At 35.3% G+C, this 22,520-nt stretch carries 22 protein-coding genes and 2 pseudogenes; 11 read left to right on the top strand and 13 right to left on the bottom strand.

Annotated elements, in window-relative coordinates; all coding sequences use genetic code 11:
* Positions 1-645 precede the first annotated feature (645 nt).
* The 4 genes from F6K27_RS11405 to der all read right to left on the bottom strand — a co-directional run bounded on the left by F6K27_RS11405 (position 646) and on the right by der (position 5,103).
* The gene (locus F6K27_RS11405; RefSeq protein ID WP_287275160.1) at positions 646-1,359 is read right to left on the bottom strand and encodes a YggS family pyridoxal phosphate-dependent enzyme; all 714 of its coding nucleotides are present in this window, start codon (positions 1,357-1,359) and stop codon (positions 646-648) included.
* A gap of 218 nt (positions 1,360-1,577) precedes the next feature.
* Complete coding sequence (gene pipX, locus F6K27_RS11400) at positions 1,578-1,847, bottom strand: transcriptional coactivator PipX (protein ID WP_124155376.1); 270 nt, start codon at positions 1,845-1,847, stop codon at positions 1,578-1,580.
* A gap of 362 nt (positions 1,848-2,209) precedes the next feature.
* On the bottom strand, positions 2,210-3,220 hold the full coding sequence (locus tag F6K27_RS11395; RefSeq protein WP_287275161.1) for an energy-coupling factor transporter transmembrane protein EcfT: 1,011 nt from the start codon (positions 3,218-3,220) through the stop codon (positions 2,210-2,212).
* A 521-nt stretch (positions 3,221-3,741) separates the two neighbouring features.
* Complete coding sequence (gene der, locus F6K27_RS11390; RefSeq protein ID WP_287275162.1) at positions 3,742-5,103, bottom strand: ribosome biogenesis GTPase Der; 1,362 nt, start codon at positions 5,101-5,103, stop codon at positions 3,742-3,744.
* Between the two features lie 475 nt (positions 5,104-5,578).
* Between der and F6K27_RS11385 the strand changes: the two genes are divergently transcribed.
* Complete coding sequence (locus F6K27_RS11385) at positions 5,579-6,208, top strand: hypothetical protein (RefSeq protein ID WP_287275163.1); 630 nt, start codon at positions 5,579-5,581, stop codon at positions 6,206-6,208.
* Positions 6,209-6,620: 412 nt separating this feature from the next.
* On the opposite strand, the gene prmA is transcribed toward F6K27_RS11385, so the two are convergent.
* Positions 6,621-7,514 carry a 50S ribosomal protein L11 methyltransferase gene (prmA, locus tag F6K27_RS11380; protein ID WP_287275164.1) on the bottom strand — a complete coding sequence of 298 codons (894 nt, stop codon included), beginning with the start codon at positions 7,512-7,514 and terminating at the stop codon, positions 6,621-6,623.
* 720 nt (positions 7,515-8,234) lie between these two features.
* Entirely contained in the window at positions 8,235-9,818 is a 1,584-nt protein-coding gene (serA, locus tag F6K27_RS11375) for a phosphoglycerate dehydrogenase (protein ID WP_287275165.1), read from the bottom strand.
* Positions 9,819-10,055: 237 nt separating this feature from the next.
* Here serA and F6K27_RS11370 point away from each other — a divergent pair, with 237 nt between their 5' ends.
* Complete coding sequence (locus tag F6K27_RS11370; protein WP_287275166.1) at positions 10,056-10,562, top strand: hypothetical protein; 507 nt, start codon at positions 10,056-10,058, stop codon at positions 10,560-10,562.
* Between the two features lie 202 nt (positions 10,563-10,764).
* Here the strand turns inward: F6K27_RS11370 and F6K27_RS11365 are convergent, their stop codons facing one another.
* Entirely contained in the window at positions 10,765-10,920 is a 156-nt protein-coding gene (locus tag F6K27_RS11365) for a hypothetical protein (RefSeq protein ID WP_161564317.1), read from the bottom strand.
* Between the two features lie 7 nt (positions 10,921-10,927).
* On the opposite strand from F6K27_RS11365, the gene F6K27_RS11360 reads away from it, so the two are divergent.
* The 5 genes from F6K27_RS11360 (at position 10,928) to F6K27_RS11340 (ending at position 16,018) form a co-directional block, all read left to right on the top strand.
* Complete coding sequence (locus F6K27_RS11360; protein ID WP_287275167.1) at positions 10,928-11,707, top strand: photosystem II S4 domain protein; 780 nt, start codon at positions 10,928-10,930, stop codon at positions 11,705-11,707.
* 450 nt (positions 11,708-12,157) lie between these two features.
* Entirely contained in the window at positions 12,158-12,532 is a 375-nt protein-coding gene (locus F6K27_RS11355) for an element excision factor XisH family protein (protein WP_287275180.1), read from the top strand.
* On the top strand, positions 12,520-12,855 hold the full coding sequence (locus F6K27_RS11350; protein ID WP_287275168.1) for a XisI protein: 336 nt from the start codon (positions 12,520-12,522) through the stop codon (positions 12,853-12,855). Before F6K27_RS11355 ends, F6K27_RS11350 begins: the two co-directional genes overlap by 13 nt.
* 253 nt (positions 12,856-13,108) lie before the next feature.
* A complete protein-coding gene (locus F6K27_RS11345) occupies positions 13,109-13,744 on the top strand; it encodes a P-loop NTPase fold protein (protein ID WP_287275169.1) in 636 nt (211 codons plus the stop codon).
* Between the two features lie 192 nt (positions 13,745-13,936).
* Complete coding sequence (locus F6K27_RS11340; protein WP_287275170.1) at positions 13,937-16,018, top strand: GUN4 domain-containing protein; 2,082 nt, start codon at positions 13,937-13,939, stop codon at positions 16,016-16,018.
* A 148-nt stretch (positions 16,019-16,166) separates the two neighbouring features.
* On the opposite strand, the gene F6K27_RS11335 is transcribed toward F6K27_RS11340, so the two are convergent.
* The 3 genes from F6K27_RS11335 to F6K27_RS11325 form a co-directional block, all read right to left on the bottom strand.
* Positions 16,167-16,502, bottom strand: a complete 336-nt coding sequence (locus F6K27_RS11335; RefSeq protein ID WP_287275172.1) for a XisI protein — start codon at positions 16,500-16,502, stop codon at positions 16,167-16,169.
* A gap of 81 nt (positions 16,503-16,583) precedes the next feature.
* Positions 16,584-16,901, bottom strand: coding sequence for a XisH family protein (locus F6K27_RS11330; protein WP_353735171.1), 318 nt, complete (start codon positions 16,899-16,901; stop codon positions 16,584-16,586).
* 16 nt (positions 16,902-16,917) lie between these two features.
* Complete coding sequence (locus tag F6K27_RS11325; RefSeq protein WP_353735971.1) at positions 16,918-17,226, bottom strand: Uma2 family endonuclease; 309 nt, start codon at positions 17,224-17,226, stop codon at positions 16,918-16,920.
* 337 nt (positions 17,227-17,563) lie between these two features.
* Between F6K27_RS11325 and F6K27_RS11320 the strand changes: the two genes are divergently transcribed.
* The 3 genes from F6K27_RS11320 to F6K27_RS11310 all read left to right on the top strand — a co-directional run bounded on the left by F6K27_RS11320 (position 17,564) and on the right by F6K27_RS11310 (position 21,045).
* The gene (locus F6K27_RS11320; protein ID WP_287275174.1) at positions 17,564-18,889 is read left to right on the top strand and encodes a hypothetical protein; all 1,326 of its coding nucleotides are present in this window, start codon (positions 17,564-17,566) and stop codon (positions 18,887-18,889) included.
* Positions 18,890-19,261: 372 nt separating this feature from the next.
* Positions 19,262-20,590: a hypothetical protein gene (locus F6K27_RS11315; RefSeq protein WP_287275176.1), complete on the top strand. Its 1,329-nt coding sequence runs from the start codon at positions 19,262-19,264 to the stop codon at positions 20,588-20,590.
* Between the two features lie 263 nt (positions 20,591-20,853).
* Positions 20,854-21,045: a DUF433 domain-containing protein gene (locus F6K27_RS11310; RefSeq protein ID WP_375339374.1), complete on the top strand. Its 192-nt coding sequence runs from the start codon at positions 20,854-20,856 to the stop codon at positions 21,043-21,045.
* A 55-nt stretch (positions 21,046-21,100) separates the two neighbouring features.
* Here the strand turns inward: F6K27_RS11310 and F6K27_RS33615 are convergent, their stop codons facing one another.
* The 3 genes and pseudogenes from F6K27_RS33615 to F6K27_RS11300 form a co-directional block, all read right to left on the bottom strand.
* Positions 21,101-21,280, bottom strand: a complete 180-nt coding sequence (locus F6K27_RS33615; protein WP_353735970.1) for a type II toxin-antitoxin system ParD family antitoxin — start codon at positions 21,278-21,280, stop codon at positions 21,101-21,103.
* A gap of 58 nt (positions 21,281-21,338) precedes the next feature.
* Positions 21,339-21,683, bottom strand: a pseudogene (locus tag F6K27_RS11305) (HEPN domain-containing protein); the annotation flags it as partial.
* A 32-nt stretch (positions 21,684-21,715) separates the two neighbouring features.
* A complete protein-coding gene (locus F6K27_RS11300) occupies positions 21,716-22,075 on the bottom strand; it encodes a nucleotidyltransferase domain-containing protein (protein WP_124154447.1) in 360 nt (119 codons plus the stop codon).
* A 147-nt stretch (positions 22,076-22,222) separates the two neighbouring features.
* Between F6K27_RS11300 and F6K27_RS11295 the strand changes: the two are divergent.
* A pseudogene (locus tag F6K27_RS11295) lies at positions 22,223-22,520 on the top strand (hypothetical protein); the annotation flags it as partial.

Here is a 22,520-nt window from a genome sequence, read left to right as displayed (position 1 = left end):
TTTAAGTTGTATTTGATAGCATATCAGTCCTTTTGACTTCTGCTTCATAAAACTGACACAACACGTCACAAAAAGTGACGAATTGATGTTTACTTCCTGCTTCTTGTGAGACCGTCGGCAGTTACTCATCCACAGGCATTAACGGTCAAACCTACCGCACCTCTTGAGTGCGTCTTACATTCTGAGGTCTCCTCAGAATTACGCACTCGCTTTTTTAAGTTAATTGACGCATTCAAGTCGCGGTCTATTGATCAGCCACATTCTGGACAATCATAAGTCCTCAGATTTAATGACTTCTCCCCGATAATTTAAAGATACAGGCATTTTAAGCGGATGCTACGCAACGGGACAAATACATATTGCTTGCTTGCTTGTTCTGAGCTGTCACCCAGACTTATCCTGGTCAGACCAGTCAAAGCGCCCCTAGAAACTCACTTGTATTCACATTGTTAGCTTTTGGCAGGTTCTATCACTATGCCAAAATGGTACACTCACTATCCTGTCATTGCTTGCGTTGAATGTATCAAACGTTGTTTCTTAATTTACCGGGATTTCTCCGTACTAGGACAGTTCCAAGTGCAGATGAACTCCTTACTCAAACCTTAATTTTATCACTTCGGCGGGATAAATCCCGAACCGTCATTTTCATCCCCTGCCTAAAGGCGAGGAGCTTTCAACCTTCTTGTGTGTAATCCTCCTCTCACCAAATAGAATTCTACCTAGTCTGACCATAGTTGTACCAGCAGTTATGGCTAAATTATAATCTTCTGACATTCCCATTGAAAGTTCCTGGATATTTAGATTAGACAAATTTTTTTTGCTAATTTCCTGGGCTAACTCCTGAGTTTTCTCAAATACTGATAAGGTTTGCCCATGATCTAATCCTTGGGGTGGAATAGTCATTAGACCCTTAATTTTAAGATTTTGACATTGATTTAACTGTGGTAAGTCAGTAATTAATTCTGGTATACTCCACCCATACTTATTAGGGTCGGGTAAAATTTTGACTTGCAGGCAAATATTAGGACTACAAGATAACTCTTCTGCTAAACGGTCAAGGCGTTTGGCCAGTTTTAAATTATCTACAGAATGAATCCATTGAAACTGCTGTAAGGCTTTTGCTGCTTTATTTCCTTGCAAGTGGCCAATCATATGCCAGGTAATATTTGCTAAATCTCGTAGTTGGCCTTGCTTTTCTTCTGCTTCTTGAACTTTATTTTCTCCAAAATCTCTTATTCCTGCTGCATAAGCAGTACGAATAGCATCAACTGATACCTGTTTAGTTACAGCAATTATGCGTATTGATGCAGGTAAGTTAGAGCGGATTTTAGTAATACGTTCAGTAATTGACTCAACCATTTTATCTTGAGATTTGAGAATTTCTTATTATCTTTGTCTGTGGCGGGCTTAATAACCCACCGTCAACGGGAGTGCTTAAAATTGCTTGGGGTGATAAGACACGCAGGTGGGCGGTCGTTGACTATACCCATGCAATTTTCCCTTCTGCCTTCTTCAAGATTAGGCCGGACAATATAGTTAACTTTACTTTACTTGAGTAGAAGCAGAGAACAGTTTAATTATTGAAAAGTATTTTTGTGAACTGCCTGAAGTTTTTGGTACTCAGTTGCTTGACCATTTCGACGCAGTTGGCGGAGGCGAATTTCCACCATTAAACGTGCGTCTGAACGACCTAAAGGTTCAAATTTAATACCTCCTATTCCATTTGTCACTAAAAAAAATAAGCGTTGAGCATAGAGGGTAGTAAATAATTCTTGGTGATCCTCAACTAAGCACACTCTGTATAAGAGGCCAAAGTTAGGATGGTTCATATAAGTTTCGTTGGTCATTTAGGCTTAAAAATCAGCAGATAATGACAGGATTTTTAAATAACTTAGTGGCCTTTGTCAATTGAAAGCCCCTAATTGTTTTAGATTTTAGATTTTACAGCTTAACAGATAAATTTAGGTTTTTGTTTTTTTCTGTAAATTATTAAATGCTCTTAGAAGTAAATAGACCCAGAAAATATATTTTCTGCAATTATAATTATTTGATATTCAACTCAAATATCAATCTATAATTTTTGTCTTAAAAATTATCAACAAAATCAATCAGTGACTAGGTATCCCACAGCACTTTTTGAAATTTTTTTACTTTGAATACATTTACAATACCAGATAAATAATTATCTATAAGAATATATAATTTTGTTTTAATTTTGTCCTCCCCAAACTAACCTAACCCACCAGAATAACACTAAGGTAACCAATACTAACCAGTCCAATACCTTTAACTGTAGATCATGCCATTGTACTTTATGTTGATCGGGAGTTGTAAAACCTCGCACTTTCATTGCACTGGCAATTTGATCTGCTCGCAATAGCAAATTTTCTAATAGTCTTTCTGCTACGATTAGCCATACTTGAGAAGCTTGTCGCAGTCCTAGTTTTTTCCAGTTAATTGCTCTAGTTCTAACTGAACGAACTAAATTTTGTATCTCCTCTAAAACTAGGGGAATAAACCTTAAGGATAACGTTAAAGTTAAACTTATTTCTGTTACAGGTAAATTTAATTTATTCAAAGGTTGCATTAAGTCTTCTATTCCTGCTGTAATTTCTTCTGACCCTGTGGTTAAAAGGTATAAGTTCGTGCTATAAATAACGGTGAATAATAAGGTGGCAATCCTAATACCTAAATCTACTGAACGACGAGTTATAGTTAGTGGTCTTTGTTGAAAAAGGACGTATTTATAAGAGGTAGGTTGAGGTAATTCAGTTGGTTTTTGCTGTTGTGTTTGAGAAGTTGATTCAGTTGAAGTTTCTGTTTTTACCAATCCAAAAAAATTGGAAAAATTTTTAGCTTCTGGTACTGGTGGTAAATTATTAGTTTGTTCAGCAAAGGTTAGTTCATCTTTTGGTAAACGGGGTTGATAGTTAATTGAAAGTCCATCAGGGGCAATAGCTGCACTCATGACAAAAACTAAACAACAAAATGTGAGCAACCAACCCATTTGTCGTTTCCAAACTCGTAAAGGAATTGAGGCACTAAATGTTAATAAAATTAACATAGCTACTAATATTAAACGCCAGATTGAACTACTCAAAACTGGGCTGATTAGAAAGCTCATTAGCCAGATTAATTTAACTCTCGGGTCGAGTTTATGTAGCCATGTTATGGGTTTTTCTAAGTATAGTCCTAGAGGAAGCGATCGTAGTAAATCCATTTTTATTTAGGTTATTTCAGTTATCAGTTATCAGTTATCAGTTATCAGTACCTCTGCAATAAGGAGGCTTGAAATTTGAATCTCCCTGATATCCTCCTATTTCCTGTTTCTAATATTGATTTTATATTAAGTATTCAACGGACATAATATTATTTAGCCAATAAAAAAATTGGCAAATATATTAATCTTTAAACTTTGAGAAAAAATTCTGCATCTTCTCGCCTTCCTATTGCAGGAAGTACTGTTAAAATAGTTCTTTCGGAAGAGGCTTAACTAATAACTGAATTGACAATTATAGCAGTCTAAACAAAGGTTAGGACATACAGCGCTTTTCGTTGTTATGAGGTACACCCGCGCGGGCAAGATGCCTAAACGCAGGCAAGATGCCCACGCTACATGATTTTCACGATTTATCCTGTACATCATTTGCCCGAAATCTGCTGTATCAAAAGCTTAAAACTTAGACAAAGCAAGCTTTTCCTTCTTTCTTCTTCCTTCTTTCTTCTTCCTTCTTTCTACTCCTAAACACGAGTTGCTCTATTAACAGTATTATGCTCTACTTCCCGAGCTTTTTTGCCACGCCAAAGTAATCTTATAGGTGTTCCTGTAAATCCTAAATGTTGACGAAACTGACTTTGTATATAACGACGATAATTATCAGGAAAACGCTTGGGGTCATTCACAAATAAAGCAATTGTTGGTGGTTTACTTGTCACTTGAGTTCCATAATAAATTTTTCCTTGACGACCCTGACGAGTCGTTGGAGGAGAATTCCAACTAACAGCTTCCTCTAAAACTTCATTAATCACTGAAGTTGTGACCCGACGCTGATATTCATTAGCGGCATTATCTATTAAATCTAGAATTTTCTCTACTCGTTTTCCTGTAGATGCACTAATAAAAATCATCTCTGCCCATTCCATAAAATATAGTCGCGACCTTACTTCTTGTTCATAAGTATAAATAGTATAGGCATCCTTTTCCACAGCATCCCATTTATTTACCACAATAACGCAAGCTCTACCCTCCTCAATAATTCTATCTGCCAACTTTTGGTCTTGCTCTGTTACCCCATCTAAAGCATCAATTACAAACAGAACAACTTCAGTACGACGAATAGCTTTGAAAGCTCTATTAATACCAAAAAATTCTGCACCATATTCCACATTTTTCTTTTTTCTAATACCAGCAGTATCAATCAAACGATAAGTTTTTCCATTACGTTCTACTACAGTATCAATAGCATCTCTTGTCGTACCAGAAATAGGACTAACAATTGCACGATTTTCTCCAAGAAATGCATTTAATAAACTAGATTTACCCACATTAGGACGACCAACAATTGCTACTCTAATCTCATTTGTTTCTGGAATTTCTGTAATAGGTGGTAAATGGGTAATTAACTCATCCAATAATTCTCCAGTGCCATTGCCATGAATACCAGAAATGGGATAAGGTTCTCCTAAACCCAATTCCCAAAACATCGCAGCTTGGGTTAATCCTTCTGTCAGAGATTCGCACTTATTAACTGCTAGAAGGGTAGGGACAGGTTGTTGACGAAGCCACCTAGCTATTTCTTCATCTCCTCCAGTTGGGCCTGCTTGTCCATCTACTACAAGAATAGCAACACTTGCTTCTGTGAGAGCGGCCATAGCTTGTTCGCGAATTAACGGTAAAAATTCTGTATTATCATCAAATATCAAGCCTCCTGTATCTACAACTTGGAATTCTCGGTCTCGCCAATATGCGTTACGGTAAGTGCGATCGCGAGTTATTCCTGGTTCGTCATGGACAATTGCATCTTGGTTTTCGGCCAAGCGATTTACTATTGTGGACTTTCCCACATTTGGTCTGCCAATAATAGCTACTATAGGTAAGGACATAGTTAATTTTAATTAATTTAGCTAAATATAACAATATGATTTTAGTTGTGAGATATTGAAGACTTTTAGGCAATAGGCAACAGGCAACAGGCAAAAGGGAAGAAGAAAAAAACGAATATATATGAATAAGATAACTGCCATATTCTATGCTTTAAAGGAACACCTCAATTCTCACATCTGATTCCTGATTGCTATATAAATTATTCAAACTTTTATTATAGCAATAATTTTGTTGAAGCAAGTTTTATATCATGTCTGTTGAATTAGACATCTTCAGAAAAGAGGGAATAGGGAATAGGTGGAAATAACTGATAATTGATTTGATTTTTGGAGATGTCTATGAGTGGTGAAAAAATCATCTTCTCACTTTAACGGCAAATCTCTTTTCCTTATTCCTTATTCCTTATTCCTTCTTACTTATTCCTTCTTACTTATTCCTTCTTCCTTCTTCCTTCTTCCCTCTTCCTTCTTCAATATGAATACACCAAGTCATGCCATTATTAATCTAGCTCTTCTTGCTAAACCACAACTACCACAAGCTAATCTTGCTATTGTAATAGGTGGAATTTTACCAGATATTCCAATCTTTATTTTCTACTTTTGGGCAAAATTTATTGTCCGGTTACCAGAAGCAAAAATTTGGTCAGAAGCCTATTATCAACCATTAATACAAAATCTTGTTGCTACTTTTCATTCTATTCCTTTAGCGATAATTTTATTACTAATTTATTACTATTTTTGCTGGGAAATTATGCAAGTTATTTGTATTAGTTTGGTGCTTCATTCTCTGTTTGATTTACCAGTACATAATAATGATGCTCATAGACATTTTTTCCCTTTAAGTAATTATCGATTTATTAGCCCTATTTCTTATTGGGACCCGAAACATTATGGAGCAATTGTTGCCTTGATAGAAATTTTACTGGTGTTATTAGCAACTTTGTGGATATTTCCTAGCATTAATTCTGCAATCGGAAAAGTATTGATAGTTCTAGTTAATATTTTTTATTGTAGTAGTTATATTTATTTTTATAGCAGAAGGAAGAAGGAAGAAGGAAAAAGGAAGAGAGAAGAAGTGAAAAAGGAAAAATCTGGCTTTGTCTGAGTTTTAAACTTTTGATATGTCCGCGCCCTTTCCTTCCACTGCTATATCTTCGTTCTTAAAATTTTCACCTACCACCTAATATTAAATCTATTAGTATCGGTATAAAATCTTTTGAAGTTAGGAGTCAGGTAGTAGGGGCGTTAATGATAGTTATGCGAAGCTAACGGCCGTTTGCTCAGGTAGAAGCTCTCCGCTTTACATGTCGCGGAGCGTTAACGGAGTTATGCCACAGCAAAACGCCCGTACAGGAGTCAGGAGGAAAAACAGTTATAAAGATTTGGTAATTGTGAAAATGGACAATATTTTTATACCTAATTAAACGGATTTGATATAAAACCTAAAACCTTCTTAAATCGTTCTCAAATTTTCACCTACAACCTACCACCTAAAACCTAAAACCTTCTTAAATTAATTAAGAACGCCGAATATTAAAACAACACCACTCTCCTCGTTTCCAAAGAGTGGCCACAACCCAACCATTTTCTTCCAAAGTATCAGCAATTGATTTAGCTTGTTCTAGTAAAATTCCACTAAGAACGCCCCAAGTTGTAGGTTTAGCGATCGCTTCCAGACGTGGAATTATATCAATAATTACTTCAGCTAAAATATTACAAACTATACCATCTACCGGACCAGAAGCTAACTTAATTAAATGCTCAATATCCCCATGTTCAACAATTAATTTTTCAGCCGTTATATCATTTAATTTCCGATTACCAATAGTGGATCTAATTGCTAGTGGGTCAATATCAACTGCATATATCTGGCGTACTCCTAATAATGCTGCCCCAATGGACAAAATACCACTACCACAACCAATATCAGCAATAATAGCTTCTGGATTAGGTTCCAACCCCAAGCGCATTTCTAATGACTCCAAACATAACTCCGTAGTAGGATGAGTTCCTGTACCAAAAGCCGCTCCTGGGTCTAAACGAAGAATAATTCTATCTAAATTTTCTGGTAAATCTAGCCAAGCAGGATGAATTAGAAAGTAATCGCCAATTTCTTGAGGTTGCCAATATTGTTTCCAACTACTTGCCCAGTCTTCTTCCTCAATTAAATCCCAATTCACTACTGGAGTTGGTAGATTCATACATAGGGCATCCTGACGTAAGTTTACGGCCAAAGCTGACAAGTCCAACATTTGAGCTTGTTCTTCTGGTATATAGGCCCAGATCAAGCAATGATTCTCTTGGACTTGACTCGCAGTACCTCGGCAACCAAAAGTATCTAGACGCCAAGCAATGACTTCCTCGAGACTTGGGTGACACAACACTCTAATTTCCCACCAGTTATATGCCATAAAAATTTCAGCTTTTCTACATTGTTATTTTCTAGATTAGGTGTTAAGTCCTAGGTCGTAGGTCTTATGTCTTAGGTCATAGGTCGTAGGTTCAACAATTAATCATTAATTATTAATGATTAATTATTATCTATCCTTGAAAAGAAGAGGATTGACGCGGAGCGTGAAAATTTTTTCTTCCCTTGGTCTATTGGATATGGTTAGGGAACCCATCCATCCCACCCTACGGTAAGCTGCACTTTTTCCTTCGGAATGCTGCGCAAACATGTCGGCGACTGCCGTTAACGTGCGTTGTGCGCCAGCAAAACGACCGCTTTTTTTGTCCTTTAAAGGAGAGGCTTTAAACCTTAATTATTCGGTAAATTTTGTCATAATTCATAATAGAGTATATAACCTACAACAGCTTTTTGAGATATTACTCTTACCTATAACCTATAACCGAAAAATCGTGGTCTAAAGCCTCCCCTTTTAAGGGGATAAAAAAAAGAGAATTCCGTATTTTCTTGCCTCCTTATTGCAGAGGTACTGTTAGCGTAGCTCCTCCGGAGGAGGCTAACTGTTAACGCAGTTGCTCTGGAGGAGGCTAAGAGATAACTGAAATGACCTATTACCTATTAGACATATCCAAATAATCAAAAATAAAATCAATTATCGTACATGAATCATCAATTATTTCCCCCTACTCCCTACTCCCTACTCCCTATTTTCTAGAGATGTCTATTAAAGAGCAACTGTATAAGCATCCCTAATTCCTGGTTCTTTGAGAATTTCAGTTAAAATTCCTTCCGGCAATAAGTCATCAATACTTAATACCATAACCGCATCACCCCGAACAATTTTACGACCCACCTGCATACTGGCAATATTCACATTAAAACTACCCAAAAGTGAACCAATTTTACCAATAATTCCGGGCATATCTCGGTGTAGAGTCAATAACATATAAGGACTTGGGGGGACATTAATTGGAAATCCATCAATATTAGTAATCCGAATCTCATCTTCTCCAAGTAAAGCACCTCTAACGATATGGTCACCCAGAGAACCCTTTGCTTCCAACTCTAACGAACCAGTATAGTCCCGGACTGAAGCATCCTTAGTTTCCACTACTCGAATACCTCTTTCCTTAGCTTCAATTGAAGCATTTACATAGTTTACACGCTCTCGCAGAGCTTGAGAGAGTAAACCTTTGAGAGCTGCCACTACTACTGGTTTACTATCCCCAGTGGCCAAATCTCCTTGAAGACGGACATTCAGAAAATCAATTCGTCCACCTGCCAATTGACTAACTAAATTACCAAGAGTTTCAGCCAATAACAAATAGGGCTTAAGTTTTTCTAATGTATCTGGATACATACCAGGGATATTCACTGCCGATCTAGCAGGTAACCCCAACAACACATCTCGAATCTGTTCCGCAACATCTATTGCCACATTCACCTGAGCTTCAGCAGTAGAAGCTCCCAGGTGAGGAGTCATCACAATTTTTTGTCCTAGCTCTCGTAGTGGGGACTCAGCTTCTAGAGGTTCATTTTCATACACATCTATAGCAGCACCAGCAATTTTACCTTCTTTTAAAGCTTCAGCTAAAGCAGCTTCATCAATAATGCCACCTCTAGCACAATTAATAATACGAGCTGTGGGCTTCATTTTTGCGAAAGTTTCAGCATTAATAGAATGATAAGTTTCATCAGTTTTGGGTATGTGGAGAGTAATGTAGTCCGACTCTTGGACTAATAAATCCATATCTACCAAATTACAACCCAATTGGTCTGCCCTTTCTTTAGAGATAAATGGATCGTAGGCTAGAATTTTCATACCCATAGCTTTCGCCACTTTAGCTACATGGGAACCAATTTTACCCAGACCAACAACACCAAGAGTTTTTTTGTAGACCTCTACCCCAATAAACTTTTTACGGTCCCACTTACCACTAACAACTGACTGGTTAGCTTCTGGAACGTGGCGAGACATAGATAACATCATGGCAAGAGCGTGTTCTGCTGCGGCAATTGTATTTCCTTCTGGGGAATTAACAACTACAATACCTTTGCGGGTTGCTGCTGTTACATCTACGTTGTCTACCCCTACTCCAGCACGACCAATAATTTTTAGTTGAGTAGCAGCTTCAATAATTTCTTTAGTAACTTTAGTACCAGAGCGAATCATTAAAGCATCATATTCTGGTATAATTTTGACCAATTCTTCTTCGGGTAGACCTGTTTTGACATCTACCTGAGCTACTTGGGAGATAATATCAATTCCAGTTTTATCTATTGAATCGGATACAAGAACTTTTGGCATAGGAAATTAGTTGAATAATTAAGTTATTTGACTGTTTGACTTACTGAAACTTTCGCTTCAGTTTGATTTTTGAGTTTCTCAAACAGCAGGATATTTTGTCAGACTATAAATTGTAATTAATAATGTTTATTTAGCAAAAACATTAACTGCTGACTGAACCTTACCTTCAGAGTACCAGTATGGGCCTATAATTTTATTGATTGTCAGAAATATTTTAGATTGCCTTGACCAAATTTTATGAATTATCTCGTTGCTGTATTACCAGACCGCATTCAAGCTGAAGCTGCCTATTCTGCTTTGGAAAAACAAGACTTGCCAATGAAGCAAGTGGCAATATTGGGCCGGGGCTATAAAACTGCTGATGAATATGGCCTAATCGATCCTAATGAGCAGGCCCGTAAACAAGCAAAACAAATGGTTACTTGGCTTGCACCTTTTGGTTTTGCTGCTGGTGTTACTTTTAGTTTGATTACGGGATTGAATACTTTTGCCTGGGCAGGGGAATTTGGTAATCATTTTATTGGTGGTATATTGGGAGCTATTTCTGGTGCAATGGGTGGAACTTTTGTTGGTGGTGGAGTGGGTCTAATTTTTGGTGGTGGTGATGCTGTTCCCTATCGTAACCGCCTTAATGCTGGTAAGTATTTGATTGTTGTTGAGGGTTCAGAAGCTCTGATTCGTCTAGCAACTCGTACTTTATATCAGTTTAAACCAGAAAATATTCAAGGATATACTGCAAATTAGGAGTCAGGAGTCAGGAGTCAGGAGGGAAGAAGAAGGAAGTTTTTCGGTAAGGGCGAATGGCATTTGCTAACGCAAAGCTCCGCTAACGCCCTTGCTATATATAGAGTCCCTGCGTAAGTTCTGATTACTTAATTCCTTCTTATTTGAAATCGGGTTATATCAAATCCGGTCGCGGGCATTTTGCCCGCACTACAGACATATATTAGCGTTTGCGGAGTATTTCGTAGGAAAGTTTTGTGTTAGCAAACATTAATATTTGTACCTCATATACGACCGAATCTGCTGTAATTATCACTCTCATTGTTCCTGACTCCTGACTCCTGACTCCTGACTCCTGTGAAATAAATTTATTCAGCAAAAAAATTATGTTACCAAAAGAAGAACTTCTCAAAGGAATTGAAAATCGCGAAACTATCACTCGCATCATCGATCTAGCAGAACAAGCTATCAGAACTTGGGAAATTACTCAGAGTGATTTTTTATCACCGCCAGAAATATTTGAGTCGGAAGCAATTTTTCAAAAGTTGACAGAAGTAGAATTAGTTTCCTGGGGTGGTTATCCTCAAGCGGAACGAAAAAGATTAGCGATCGCTCGTTCAGATTTGCCTATTGATACTTCGAGTGTAGAATTAACAGCGATTAATATTGAGGGAAATTTTCTGTTTGATACTGCTACTCACCGAGATTTTCTTGGTTCCATGTTAGGTACGGGAATTGTCAGAGAAAAAACTGGGGATATTATTGTTTTGGGAGAACGTGGCGCTCAGGTAATAGTAGTGCCTGAATTGGTGGAGTATTTAGAAATGAATCTGCAACAAGTTCGGTCTGTTCCTGTTAAAGTTAAACCTCTAGAATTGAGTGATTTAAGAATAAGAGAACCAAAAAAGAAAGAGTTAACAACTGTGGAAGCTTCCATGAGATTAGATGCAGTTGCTTCTGCTGGTTTTGGAATGTCTCGCAGTAAAATGGTTAATTTTATTGAGGGGGGAGATGTGCGGGTAAATTGGAAAGAAATTAGTCAGGCAAGTTATACTGTGAAAACTGGAGATTTAATTGCTATTCGAGGAAAAGGAAGGTTAGAAGTAGGGGATATTGCGATTACGAAAAAAGAACGTTATCGAGTGAATTTAACGCGATATGTTTAGAAGAAGGAGTCAGGAGACAGGAGTAGATTTCTGTTGCGCGGATTGCTATATATTTACTCCTTTTTCCTTTATTAGACATCTCCAAAAATCAAAAATAAAATCAATCATTATCCAAAAATTATTAATTATTCTTTCCTGTTCCCTGTTCCCTATTTTCTATTCCCTATTCCCTCTTTTGGAGGAGATGTCTATTATAAAAATTATTTACCGAAAAATTCAGGTATAAAGCATCTCCATGAATGGAGAAAAAAGCGGTCGTTAGCGTAGCTTCCCGTAGGGTGGGATGGCGAGGTTTCCTCGCCATATCCAATCGACCAAGAGAAGAAAAAAAATCCTTTGATCCAATCCTCTTATTTATAAGAAGAGGTAATTCTAAATTCGCGCATTCTAAATTCTAAATTCTTGACAATGGCTAAAGACATTTTCCATCAACAGGTTTAAAATGCTTTAATCAAGGATGGATGGAATATCACCCACGATCATTTTACAATTCGGATTAGTGAAGCGATCAAATTACAAATAGATTTGGCAGCAGAAAATGCTATTGCAGCAGAAAGAGGTTCTGAAAAAATTGCTGTAGAAATTAAAAGCTTTATTGCAGACTCAGATATTAGTTCATTTCATACTGCATTGGGACAATATCTTAACTATTGTCAAGCACTTGAAGAACAAGAAGCAGACCGAATTGTTTATTTAGCTATTCCTGTAGAAACTTATCAAGATTTTTTTCAGCTTCCTTTTATCCAACGTTCTCTTAAACGTTATCAAGTTAAACTGATTATTTTTAATCCTGAATTGGAGGTGATATCTCAATGGATAAATTAGAACAATATCGACAATTTGTTCAGGAAATTTTGAGTTCACACGCAGAAATAGCAAATACCAATAATACAGTAAAAGATGAATTAATATTTGATACAGAACGTGACCATTATCAATTAGCTTATGTAGGTTGGCAAGGGGATAAACGAGTATTTGGTCCTGTGATGCACTTTGATATTATAGATGGCAAAATTTGGATTCAATATAATGGTACGGAAGAATCTGTTGCTGAGAAATTAGAGCAGATGGGTGTACCTACTTCAGATATAGTTATCGGTTTTCATTCTGCTTTTAAGCGTCAATTTACTCGTTACGGGAAAAACTGAATGTAAGCACTTAGTTATTATTGATAATTATAACGGGACTTACACAAATTAACGTTGAAAACGCCATATGTAGAGGTGTTAACGATAGTTATGCGAAGCAAATGGCATTGACTAACGCCAAGCTCCGCTAACGCCTAAATCTTTTTTTGTATAGGATGAATTAGTCTGAACTACATAACTTTTGTACCTTTTAGTTTTGATCCTAAAAAATCTCACTTTTGACTTTTGACTCTTGAATTTTGACTTATCAATTATGACAAAATCTACAGATAAATCCAACAAAATTATTACTATTGGAGACCAAGCAGCAACAAAAGATGAACTTGGTTTTACTCCTTATGTAATAGCTATGGCAGAATTTTTAACTAATGAAAATACAAAACCTCCACTGACTATTTCTATCGAAGGTGAATGGGGTAGTGGTAAATCTTCTTTTATGAAACAGTTGGAAAAGGAGATTCTCAAGAAGTCTGAAGAATTAGATAAAAAAGATTTAGTAGAGGTTTGGCAGAAAATTAAAGAAGACCAGATTATTTTCACGAATCTATCAAATATTTGGAAGTTTTTCAGATTAGGATTAAAGCAAAAAACTCAAACTGTTTGGTTTAATGCTTGGCGACATGAAAAATCTGAGTCACTTTGGGCGACTTTTGCTCTTTCTTTTTTAGAACAATTATCTAAAAATCGCAATATTCCTGATTTTTTCTATAATTTATACAGTCGGTTTCAGCTACTCAGGAATCGTTTTGATTTTCAAGATAAACCGTTTAAAGCTATTCAGACCTTAGCGATAAGTTCTGTAATTTTTAGTATTATTCTAGCTATTCCATTTGTGTATTGGAAAGTTGGCGTTGAGAGAATTCCTCAGTTGTCTGAAACTTTGGCATAACTTGTTAATACAGATTCAAAGGAAGAAGATAAAAATAAAAATTTAGAGGGTCAAAAAAACCAGAGTGAGAAAAATAAAAATGACAATCAAGAATCGGAATCAACCAATAATGAAGGTTTAAATAATCTACTTTTAAGCATATCGGCGTTTTTAGGCTTGACAGGAGGTTCAGTTGCTGCAATTGGAAAACTTTTGGGAATAATAAGAGATTTAATTGGTGACGATAAAATGGATTTAACTCAATATCTTGAGTCTCCTGATTATAAAAAGGAAGCTGCTTTTATTGAAGAATTTCACGAAGATTTCTCTAAAATTGTTAGTGCTTATGTAGGTAAAGATGAGAAAATTTATGTTTTTATTGATGACCTTGACCGTTGTGAGTTGGGTAAAGCTGCGGATCTATTACAAGGTATAAATATGATGATTTCTGATGACCCAAATTTGATTTTTATTTTGGGAATGGATCGGGAAAAGGTGGCAGCTTCGATAACTTTTAAACAAAAAGATGTGATTCCTTTTCTAGCTTCAATTGCTCAAGAAAATCAAAAGTGGGAAAATAGAAATGATAGGTCTATCAAACAAGTAGACTATGGTTTTAGTTTTCTGGAAAAGTTTGTGCAATTATCATTCTCTGTTCCTGAATCTTCTCCAGATACGTTAAATAATTTTTTGGAAAAAGTATCTGGAAGTCAGATAAAAATAGAGAGTGATGAAGAAAAATACTTTTTTGGAATTCCTCATAGTTTTATTACCAAAAATTTTAACAGATTATTCTCACCAAAAAAAGAGGCAGAATCAGAAGTAAGAGAATCTCCAATTTTAGAACAAAACTCAGAATTTGAAGAAACAGAGCTTTCCTATCCAGAATTACCTATTTTTCCAGTTATTGAAAAAGATTTAGAACCAGAAAATCTTGCTAACCTGATTGAAATAGTTGCTCCTTTTTTTGATAATAACCCCCGTCGTTTAAAACAATATGTTAATGCCCTGACATTAAAAACTTATATTGCTTATTATTCTATTGGAGTTACTTTTGCTGAGAGGCAAACTATAACCATAGAACAGATGGGTAAGTTTACTGCACTGACACTCAAATACCCCCGTCTTCTTGTTGAACTTAAAAATAACAATCAACTACTTGCTGAGTTAGAAAAATCTGCTATCGATCAATCTCCTGAATCAAATAACTCTATAATGCCATTAAAGGATAAAGGAAATGCAAATTATTGGATTAATAATTACCCAAAAATTCAACAGTTACTTTGCTCTAAAATGAAATCGAATAATAATGATTATATTTTTGAAAATGGAGCGGTTAAAAAACTACTGCAAGTTTTACCAGAAGGGATATCTCCTAAATATTTCAAACTTCGTCAGTTATTAGCAGCAGAGAAGTGGAAAGAAGCTAATGATGAAACTTTCGATCTGATACTTCAAGCTAATAAAATTAAAAAATACTTATCAGTATTTTGGATAGAAATGATAGTAGGGTTTGTGACAGGAGCTTTAGTAGGAACAGTAATAGCAGCAACAGTGTTGACAAGGACAGGAGCATTAGAATTTTTAGTATTAGTATCAGTGTTAATAGTAGTTTTTAGAGTATTACTAAAAGTAATAGAAAAAGCAGAGGGAGTAAAACGAGTAAAAAAATCAAAAATGGAAGTGGAATTTAGTGAACCTCTCCCTTCAGGAATATTAGCAGGGACAGTATATGGATTTGTAATAGGATTCGGAGGAGTAGGAGTAATAGTATCAATAGAACTACTACAGGTATTTGCAGGAGTATTGGTAGGAACAGTAATTATATCTCTATTATTGCTATTATTGCGCTTAAGATTAAGCGACTTTGAATACTCACAATACTCAAAAGCCATTGAAAACTTATCTTCTGATAACCTTCGTGCTATAGATCAACTTTGGGTAAAATATAGCGGGGGTAAATTTGGCTTCAGTGTTCAAAAGAAAAAGAAAATTTACCGTAATCAGGATAAGACAAAAGACTCGGAAATAGAGGTTTTGAATAATTTGTGCGAAAGTTTGGGTTGGCGAAAGCAGGGGGAGTGGTTATTATACAATGACCTTAACTTGGAATTAGAGGGTGTGCTGCCGTGTTTATGGATTGCGGAAATACCTAGTTTGAAAACAAAGCAGAAGAAAGAGCACAAAAATTTCTTAATCAGAGAAATAAATTCAGACAAAGAAATAAAAGAAAAAGTCTTAAATTTGTACAAAATCTTAAAATTGTACTTAGATATTCTCAGCAAAGACTTGTAGAAAAAAGTAAATGCTTTTGGAGACCAAACCCCTACAGTTTTTTTTCACGAATCATTTATTATGGCTATAAAACCTTACTTTTAACTTTTAATTTCCCTGAAAAAATCTTACTTTTAACTTTTGATTTTTGACTTTTGAATTCCTTAATTTACTCCACAGCAAAACCTGTATATTTTCGTTTATAAGGCGCATGAAAAGCCAGAACAATATCTGATGATGGAACTCCTAAATCTACTAATTCACCAGCAATACCAATTTCTGTACCATCATGTTGTATCCAGATTTTTTCATTTTTAATATCTATTTGTAAAACACAACCTCGTATTCTTTCATTCCCATCCCAACCGACATTTAAAAGTTGATAATGGTCTCGTTCCCGGTCAAAAATTGTTTGTACTTCTACCTCTCCATAAGATGGTTTATATTGTCCGTATTCTTTAATTATTTGCTCAACATAATTTCTGTATTTTTCTAATTTTTCCATTCTATAATTACCTCCTGCTCTACATTATAAATAATTAATTTAAGGCGTTGTTCTGCAATGAATCCTTAAGTAAATAGTAACCTAAAAAAACGTAATATCTTCAGAAACGGCTAAATATAAAATTCGCTTCGGATCTTTTTGGTCAAGAATAAAACGGTAATTCAAATACTGACCTAATGCCGTATGAAATTCATAAGTTATTGATTTTTGAATAAAACTTTTAATTTCTACAGCAATTTTTTTTCCATCTTTTTCTGCACCAACAAGTTTTTCCGCACCCAGATCGACATACATATCAACCCCACCAAATTCTAAAAAAAGAGGATCGTCAGTAATAATCCAATTTTCTTTGATTAAGGCATTTTTGACAGCATTATGAAAAACATCTTTGGCAGCCATAATTTTACACCGAAATTTATATTAATTCGCTCTTATGCCTATAATAAAAGATTATTGACACTTTGTAGGTTGGGTTGTTCGCGTTAGCGTTGCGAAGCATGGAACCGAAACCCAAAAGATTTGAGCTTGGTGTTGGGTTGCGCTGTCGCTTAACCCAACCTACTGATTGCTCTAAAATCACATTTTGATTAAGTCGAAAACATTCAACCATTATCTTTTGGGAATCAATCAAAACATATTCTTTCAAAGTATAAATACGACGATAATTTTGAAACTTTTTACCGCGACAAATAGCTTCAGTACCTAGATACAAAACTTCAGCAATTAAGCAAGGATAATAAATAATTTTACTTGCATAATTTTACTTGCACCTCTATCTTGTTCCTTAATGCTGACAATAATAAAAAAGTATTGAAACTTTGTAGGTTGGGTTGACAAAGGAAACCCAACAATATGTTATATCTGTTGAGTTTTACCTTAAGGCAATCTACTGGACTGAGATAGCTAAAAAGTTTATTGTTTTAGGATGCATTAGAGGGTTAAAATTTAAGCTATCAGAATTGTTTCAAAATCGGTCATAACGAACCATTGCACTGTTTGAGATATGTTGCTCCACTAAATTATCCGAGTATAATATAAGCAATAAATCTAGAGGTAAAAATATGCCACGTTTATATGACCGAGCTTATAAATTATTAGAGGTAGAAATTGACAGATGTGCCAAAGAAGATTTAGTTGGGGAAGTGGGAAAAAATATAGTAATGAAAAGATTGGATAAGTTAACTTTCCAATCAGGAGAACCCCTAAAAGAAGCAGAGTTAAGCTATTTAGTAAAAGACCAATTTCCTAATTTTAGTGAGACAGTTATTCAGAAAGCAGCTAAAGCAAATAAACCATCTGGAATGTTGAGTAAAATTGCCTGGATACCTGCTGCATTAGTGGGAATGGCAGGGATGGTTTGGGTGGCAAATTTACCCTATCCAATGATTCGTAAACCTGTGTCTAGAATAGCACCAATAGTTTTGATTCCTAGTTATATAAATATGGATTACAATTATCGGGAGGCGATCGCTAATGTTGAACAAGCAGACCAATTAATTAATAAAGCAACTTCTAGTGCAGATATTAATTTTGGTGCTGAGAAAGTTGCTTTGGCGCAAAAACATCTGGATGAATTGCCAGTTTGGTTTTTAGGTTATTATCCTCAAAGATACTGTACCTTTTTTAGTTGTTCTTGGAAATTTACACTAGATGAATTTGAAACAGCGAGAAAACAGGTAGGACGAATGGAGGCAAAGATATTTCAAGAAAAGAATGCTCAAACATTGTTAACAGAAGCAGAACAAACAATTGCTACAGCTAAACAACAATATCTGGAAGCTGAAACTTCAACAGAAAAAAATGAGGCGATCGCTAACTGGCAAACTGGAATAGATAAGTTAGCACAAATTCCTCCTACTACTGTTGCTGCAAAAATGGCAAAACCACAATTAGCAGCAACTAAACGAGATTTTCAAGCAGAGGTGGGTTTAGCTAATGGTAGTAAACGCAGTGATGTGATAATTGAAGCAGCGAGACAATTTGTTTTGCAAGCAGGCAAAATTTCTGAAAGTGAACCCCATCCAGAACAAAAATTGCAACTAGCGGTGAATTTATGGGAACAGGCGATTAGTCAATTACAGAAAATCTCTGTAGATAATCCAAGTTATGTAGCAGCACAAACTAAATTGGCAGAATATCAGGTAAAACTGAGTGAAGCTAAAATGCGTTTACAAGTAGAAACGGAGTCAGGAACAGCTTTTAAGCGAGGTAAAGATTTAATTGCAGATTGGCACAAATATGCTGTTGATAATTCTGATCGAGGTTTACTTGCTAGTAAGTTACAGGAAATTATTAATCAGTTAGAGAATGTTCAACCAGGAACAACTTATTATGAAGAAGCTCAAGAATTATTGAAATTTACTAAGAATAAACAGAAAAATTTATAAGTTGAAATTAGAGGCAAACAGGGATTTTTTCACGGATGCACGGATGAGGTTTTTTATTCCAAATATTAGGTAGAATATTTTCCAAAATTCTCTACCTAATAGACATCTCCGATAATTAAAAATCAAATCAATTATCGTCCATAAATCATTAATTATTTCCCCCTACTCCCTACTTCCTACTCTCTCTTTTTCGGAGAGGTCTATATAGATAGGCGTTCAAAAGTCAAACTTCTGTTTCAAAATAAATCAGTATTTTTACAGATATTTTTACTTTATGCTGCTAAATTTATCAAGAAATATTGATAGTTTTGCTGATGACTAATTAAAAAATTACGCTTAAACTAAAAATGATTATAATCTAGAGGTTAAAATATGCCACGTCTCCATAACTATGCTTACGAAATATTAAGTGAAGAAATCAAAAAATTATCAAAAGAAGACCTCACAGGTGAAATAGGCCAGAAAATAGTTCTGAAGCGATTGGAAAAACTACGGATGCAATCTGGCGAACCTGCTAAATTAGAGGAATTACGAGAACTAATTGTAGACCAATATCCTACCTTTAGCGAAAAAGTTCTCAAAAAAGCAGCAAGGGAAAATCATCCCGCAGGAAAAGTAATTTTATTTCAGTTAGCAGGTTTAGCTGCTCTCGGAGTAGCAGGTTTAGTCTGGGTAGCAAATTTACCTTTTCCTATGGTTCGGAGACCAGTGGCAAGAGTAGCACCGATGGTATTGTTACCAAGCTACATAAGCATGGATCGTAACTACCGAGAGGCGATCGCTAAAACGGAACAAGCAGATCAACTGATCAATAAAGCAACTTCCAGCGCCGATATTAATTTGGGAACGCAGAGAGTTGCTGAAGCACAAAAACACTTAGATGGTTTACCAGTATGGTTTTTAGGTTATTATCCTCAACGATATTGCACCTTTTTTAGTTGTACTTGGCGATTTACTCTAGATGAATTTGAAAGGGCGAGAAAAAGGGTAGGACAAATTGAGGCAAAGGCGTTTCAAGAAAAAAATGCTCAAACATTGTTAAAAGAGGCAGAGCAAACAGTTAAAATATCTAAACAGCAGTATCAGCAAGCGACAACTCCCACAGAAAAAGAGCAGGCGATCGCTGAGTGGCAAGTAGCAATAGATAAGTTAGAACAAATTCCACCAACTACTCTCGCTGGAAAAATGGTGAAACCTAAATTAGCAGCGACTAAGCGAGATTTCAAAAAAGAGGCAAGTTTAGCTGAGGGAAGTAAGCGGAGTTTCACTCTAATGGAAGTAGCGAAAAAATTTGGTTTTGAAGCAGCTAAAGCTTCCCAAAATGCACCCCATTCAGAACAACAATGGCAACTGGTAGCGAGTTTATGGGAACAAGCAATTAGTCAATTGCAGAAAGTATCAGTAGATAACCCTAGTTATTTAGAAGCACAGACAAAATTAGCAGAATATCAAGTTAATTTAGCTAATGTGAAAATGCGACTACAGTTAGAAAAACAGTCAGGGCAAGCTTTTAAACAGGCTAAAAATTTGATAGCAGATTGGCAAAGGTATGCTGTTGATGATAATTCTAATCAGGGTATACTTGCTAGTACAATTCAATCTATTATTAATCAGTTAGAGAATGTGAAACCAGGAACAACTTATTATCAAAAAGCTCAAGAATTATTGAAATTTGCTAAGAATAAACAGAAAAATTTATAAGTTGAAATTAGGGGAGCAAGACAGGGATTTTGTCGCGGATGCAGGGATAAACTTTTTATTAGGTAGGGGATTTTACGAAATCGTCTACCTATTTTTTTTATACATAGTTTTTCTGTTGAGAAATTGAGAGATAATTAAAAGTTACTGCCAAAGTAAGCTCCTTTTTTGTGTTATATTGTCATATTATTATGTAATGCTCAAATATACCCATTCCTAGGAAGGAGCTTTTGGTTTATAGTTTCAACTAACTAACAATAGAAGAAATGATCAATAAAAACCTCCTAGAAAGAATCACTATTAACCCAAACATCTGTCACGGAAAACCCTGCCTCCTGGGATTGCGTTATCCCGTAGAATTTATACTAGAATTGCTGAGTAGTGGCATGACTATTGAGGAAATTCTTGAAGACTATGATGATTTAGAAAGAGACGATATCCTTGCTGCTTTACAGTAGACTGTTACCTTAAACTCAGAGATTATCTGAAATTGAAAAATCAATTAATAAATAACTAAGGAACAATAATTTTTATGTCAGACACAATCTTTTCTAATTGTTCTAAACCTACCTGAACTTTTGGGCGAGTTTCATCAAGCCATTGTTCATAATCTTGTTTTTCTAATAGCTTTAAAGCCGAATCAATAACTTCCTCAATATTGGTATATTTTCCCTTGGCAATTTGGGATTGAATAAACTTTTATTGTTGTGGACTTAAGATGATATTCATAACTACATAACCTGATTTTTTATTAAATTAAATCAATATTATTATGAGCAAAATCAAGCATTTCTTCAGCTTCATTAATAATGCATTGAGTCTGTTCTATTGTAATATTAGGATTAAGATTATAATCTGCTTCTGTACGTTTTTCTTGAGCATTAATTAAATAGCGATGATATTCTACAGGCAAACGTTTTGTCCTAGCAAATTCTCGACCAAAAGCAGAGATAACAGCAGAATGACTAGAAAATGTTAATCCTTCTCCTAACAAAAAAGCCTCCGCAATATAAAACATACTATAGTAAGCCCTCGCAGCAGCAAAAGCAGCCAAGTTATGATCGACTAAAAGTTGAGCAGCTTGTAAGCTCTCCCTAGCTTTTTGTAATCATTGTTGTTGTTCAATATTCACAGGAAAATACCTTCTTGATGAATATTCAATAATAAGGGACTTTTCTCTTGTTGAAATTGAGATTCACTCACATAAACACAACTTACTAACATCCCATATTCGATACATATATCGGAAATAAATTCAATGATTTTTTGATGCTTATTATCGAGATTATTATTTTCTTTTAAAACTACTAAAACATCAATATCTGAGTCAGGTTTTGCGTCACCCCTTGCTTGAGAACCAAATAAAATTAAACTAATGAAATTATCTTGATAAATTTGTTTAAATTCCTGCTTTACCCTGGTCAGAATTTCTCCTAACTTTTGATGTTGTCCTAAATTTTCAACTGTACATAAAGGAATATTGTCCATTTCAGATGATAACTCCCTTGTTTCAATATTCTAACTGCTAATTCTACTACTCAAAGCTAAATTTCCTAAACATTTATCTACCATAGCATAAGTAAGAATAAATTAGCTATATCATACCAAATCCAGTAGTATTGGTACAATTCAATATTGTCAGAATTTGGAGACAAAACCCCTACTAAACAAAAAAAGATAAATGAGCGATCGCCATTCCGGTCAGCTAATAATTTAGTTATTATTATTTTGGGATTCAAGGAGCATTTAAAAACTATTAATCAAGCTCAAGCTACTTTTGACCTTAGTATTAATATGGTTAATTTATTTCCTAATATCGAGTTAGTTGAACCGAGTGAATATTTGAAAATGACTCTGAAACGTAATCTCAAAGTTGCTTTTGATAATAATACTGAAAAAGCTCGTTTCCTGACGGAATGCTCCGCAAACGGAG

It is taken from the genome of Okeania sp. SIO2F5, assembly GCF_010692685.1.
In the GTDB taxonomy this organism is placed as follows: domain Bacteria; phylum Cyanobacteriota; class Cyanobacteriia; order Cyanobacteriales; family Microcoleaceae; genus Okeania; species Okeania hirsuta.
The sequence above is the reverse complement of the archived record's forward strand: the minus strand, read 5'-3'. Positions and strand labels throughout refer to the sequence as shown.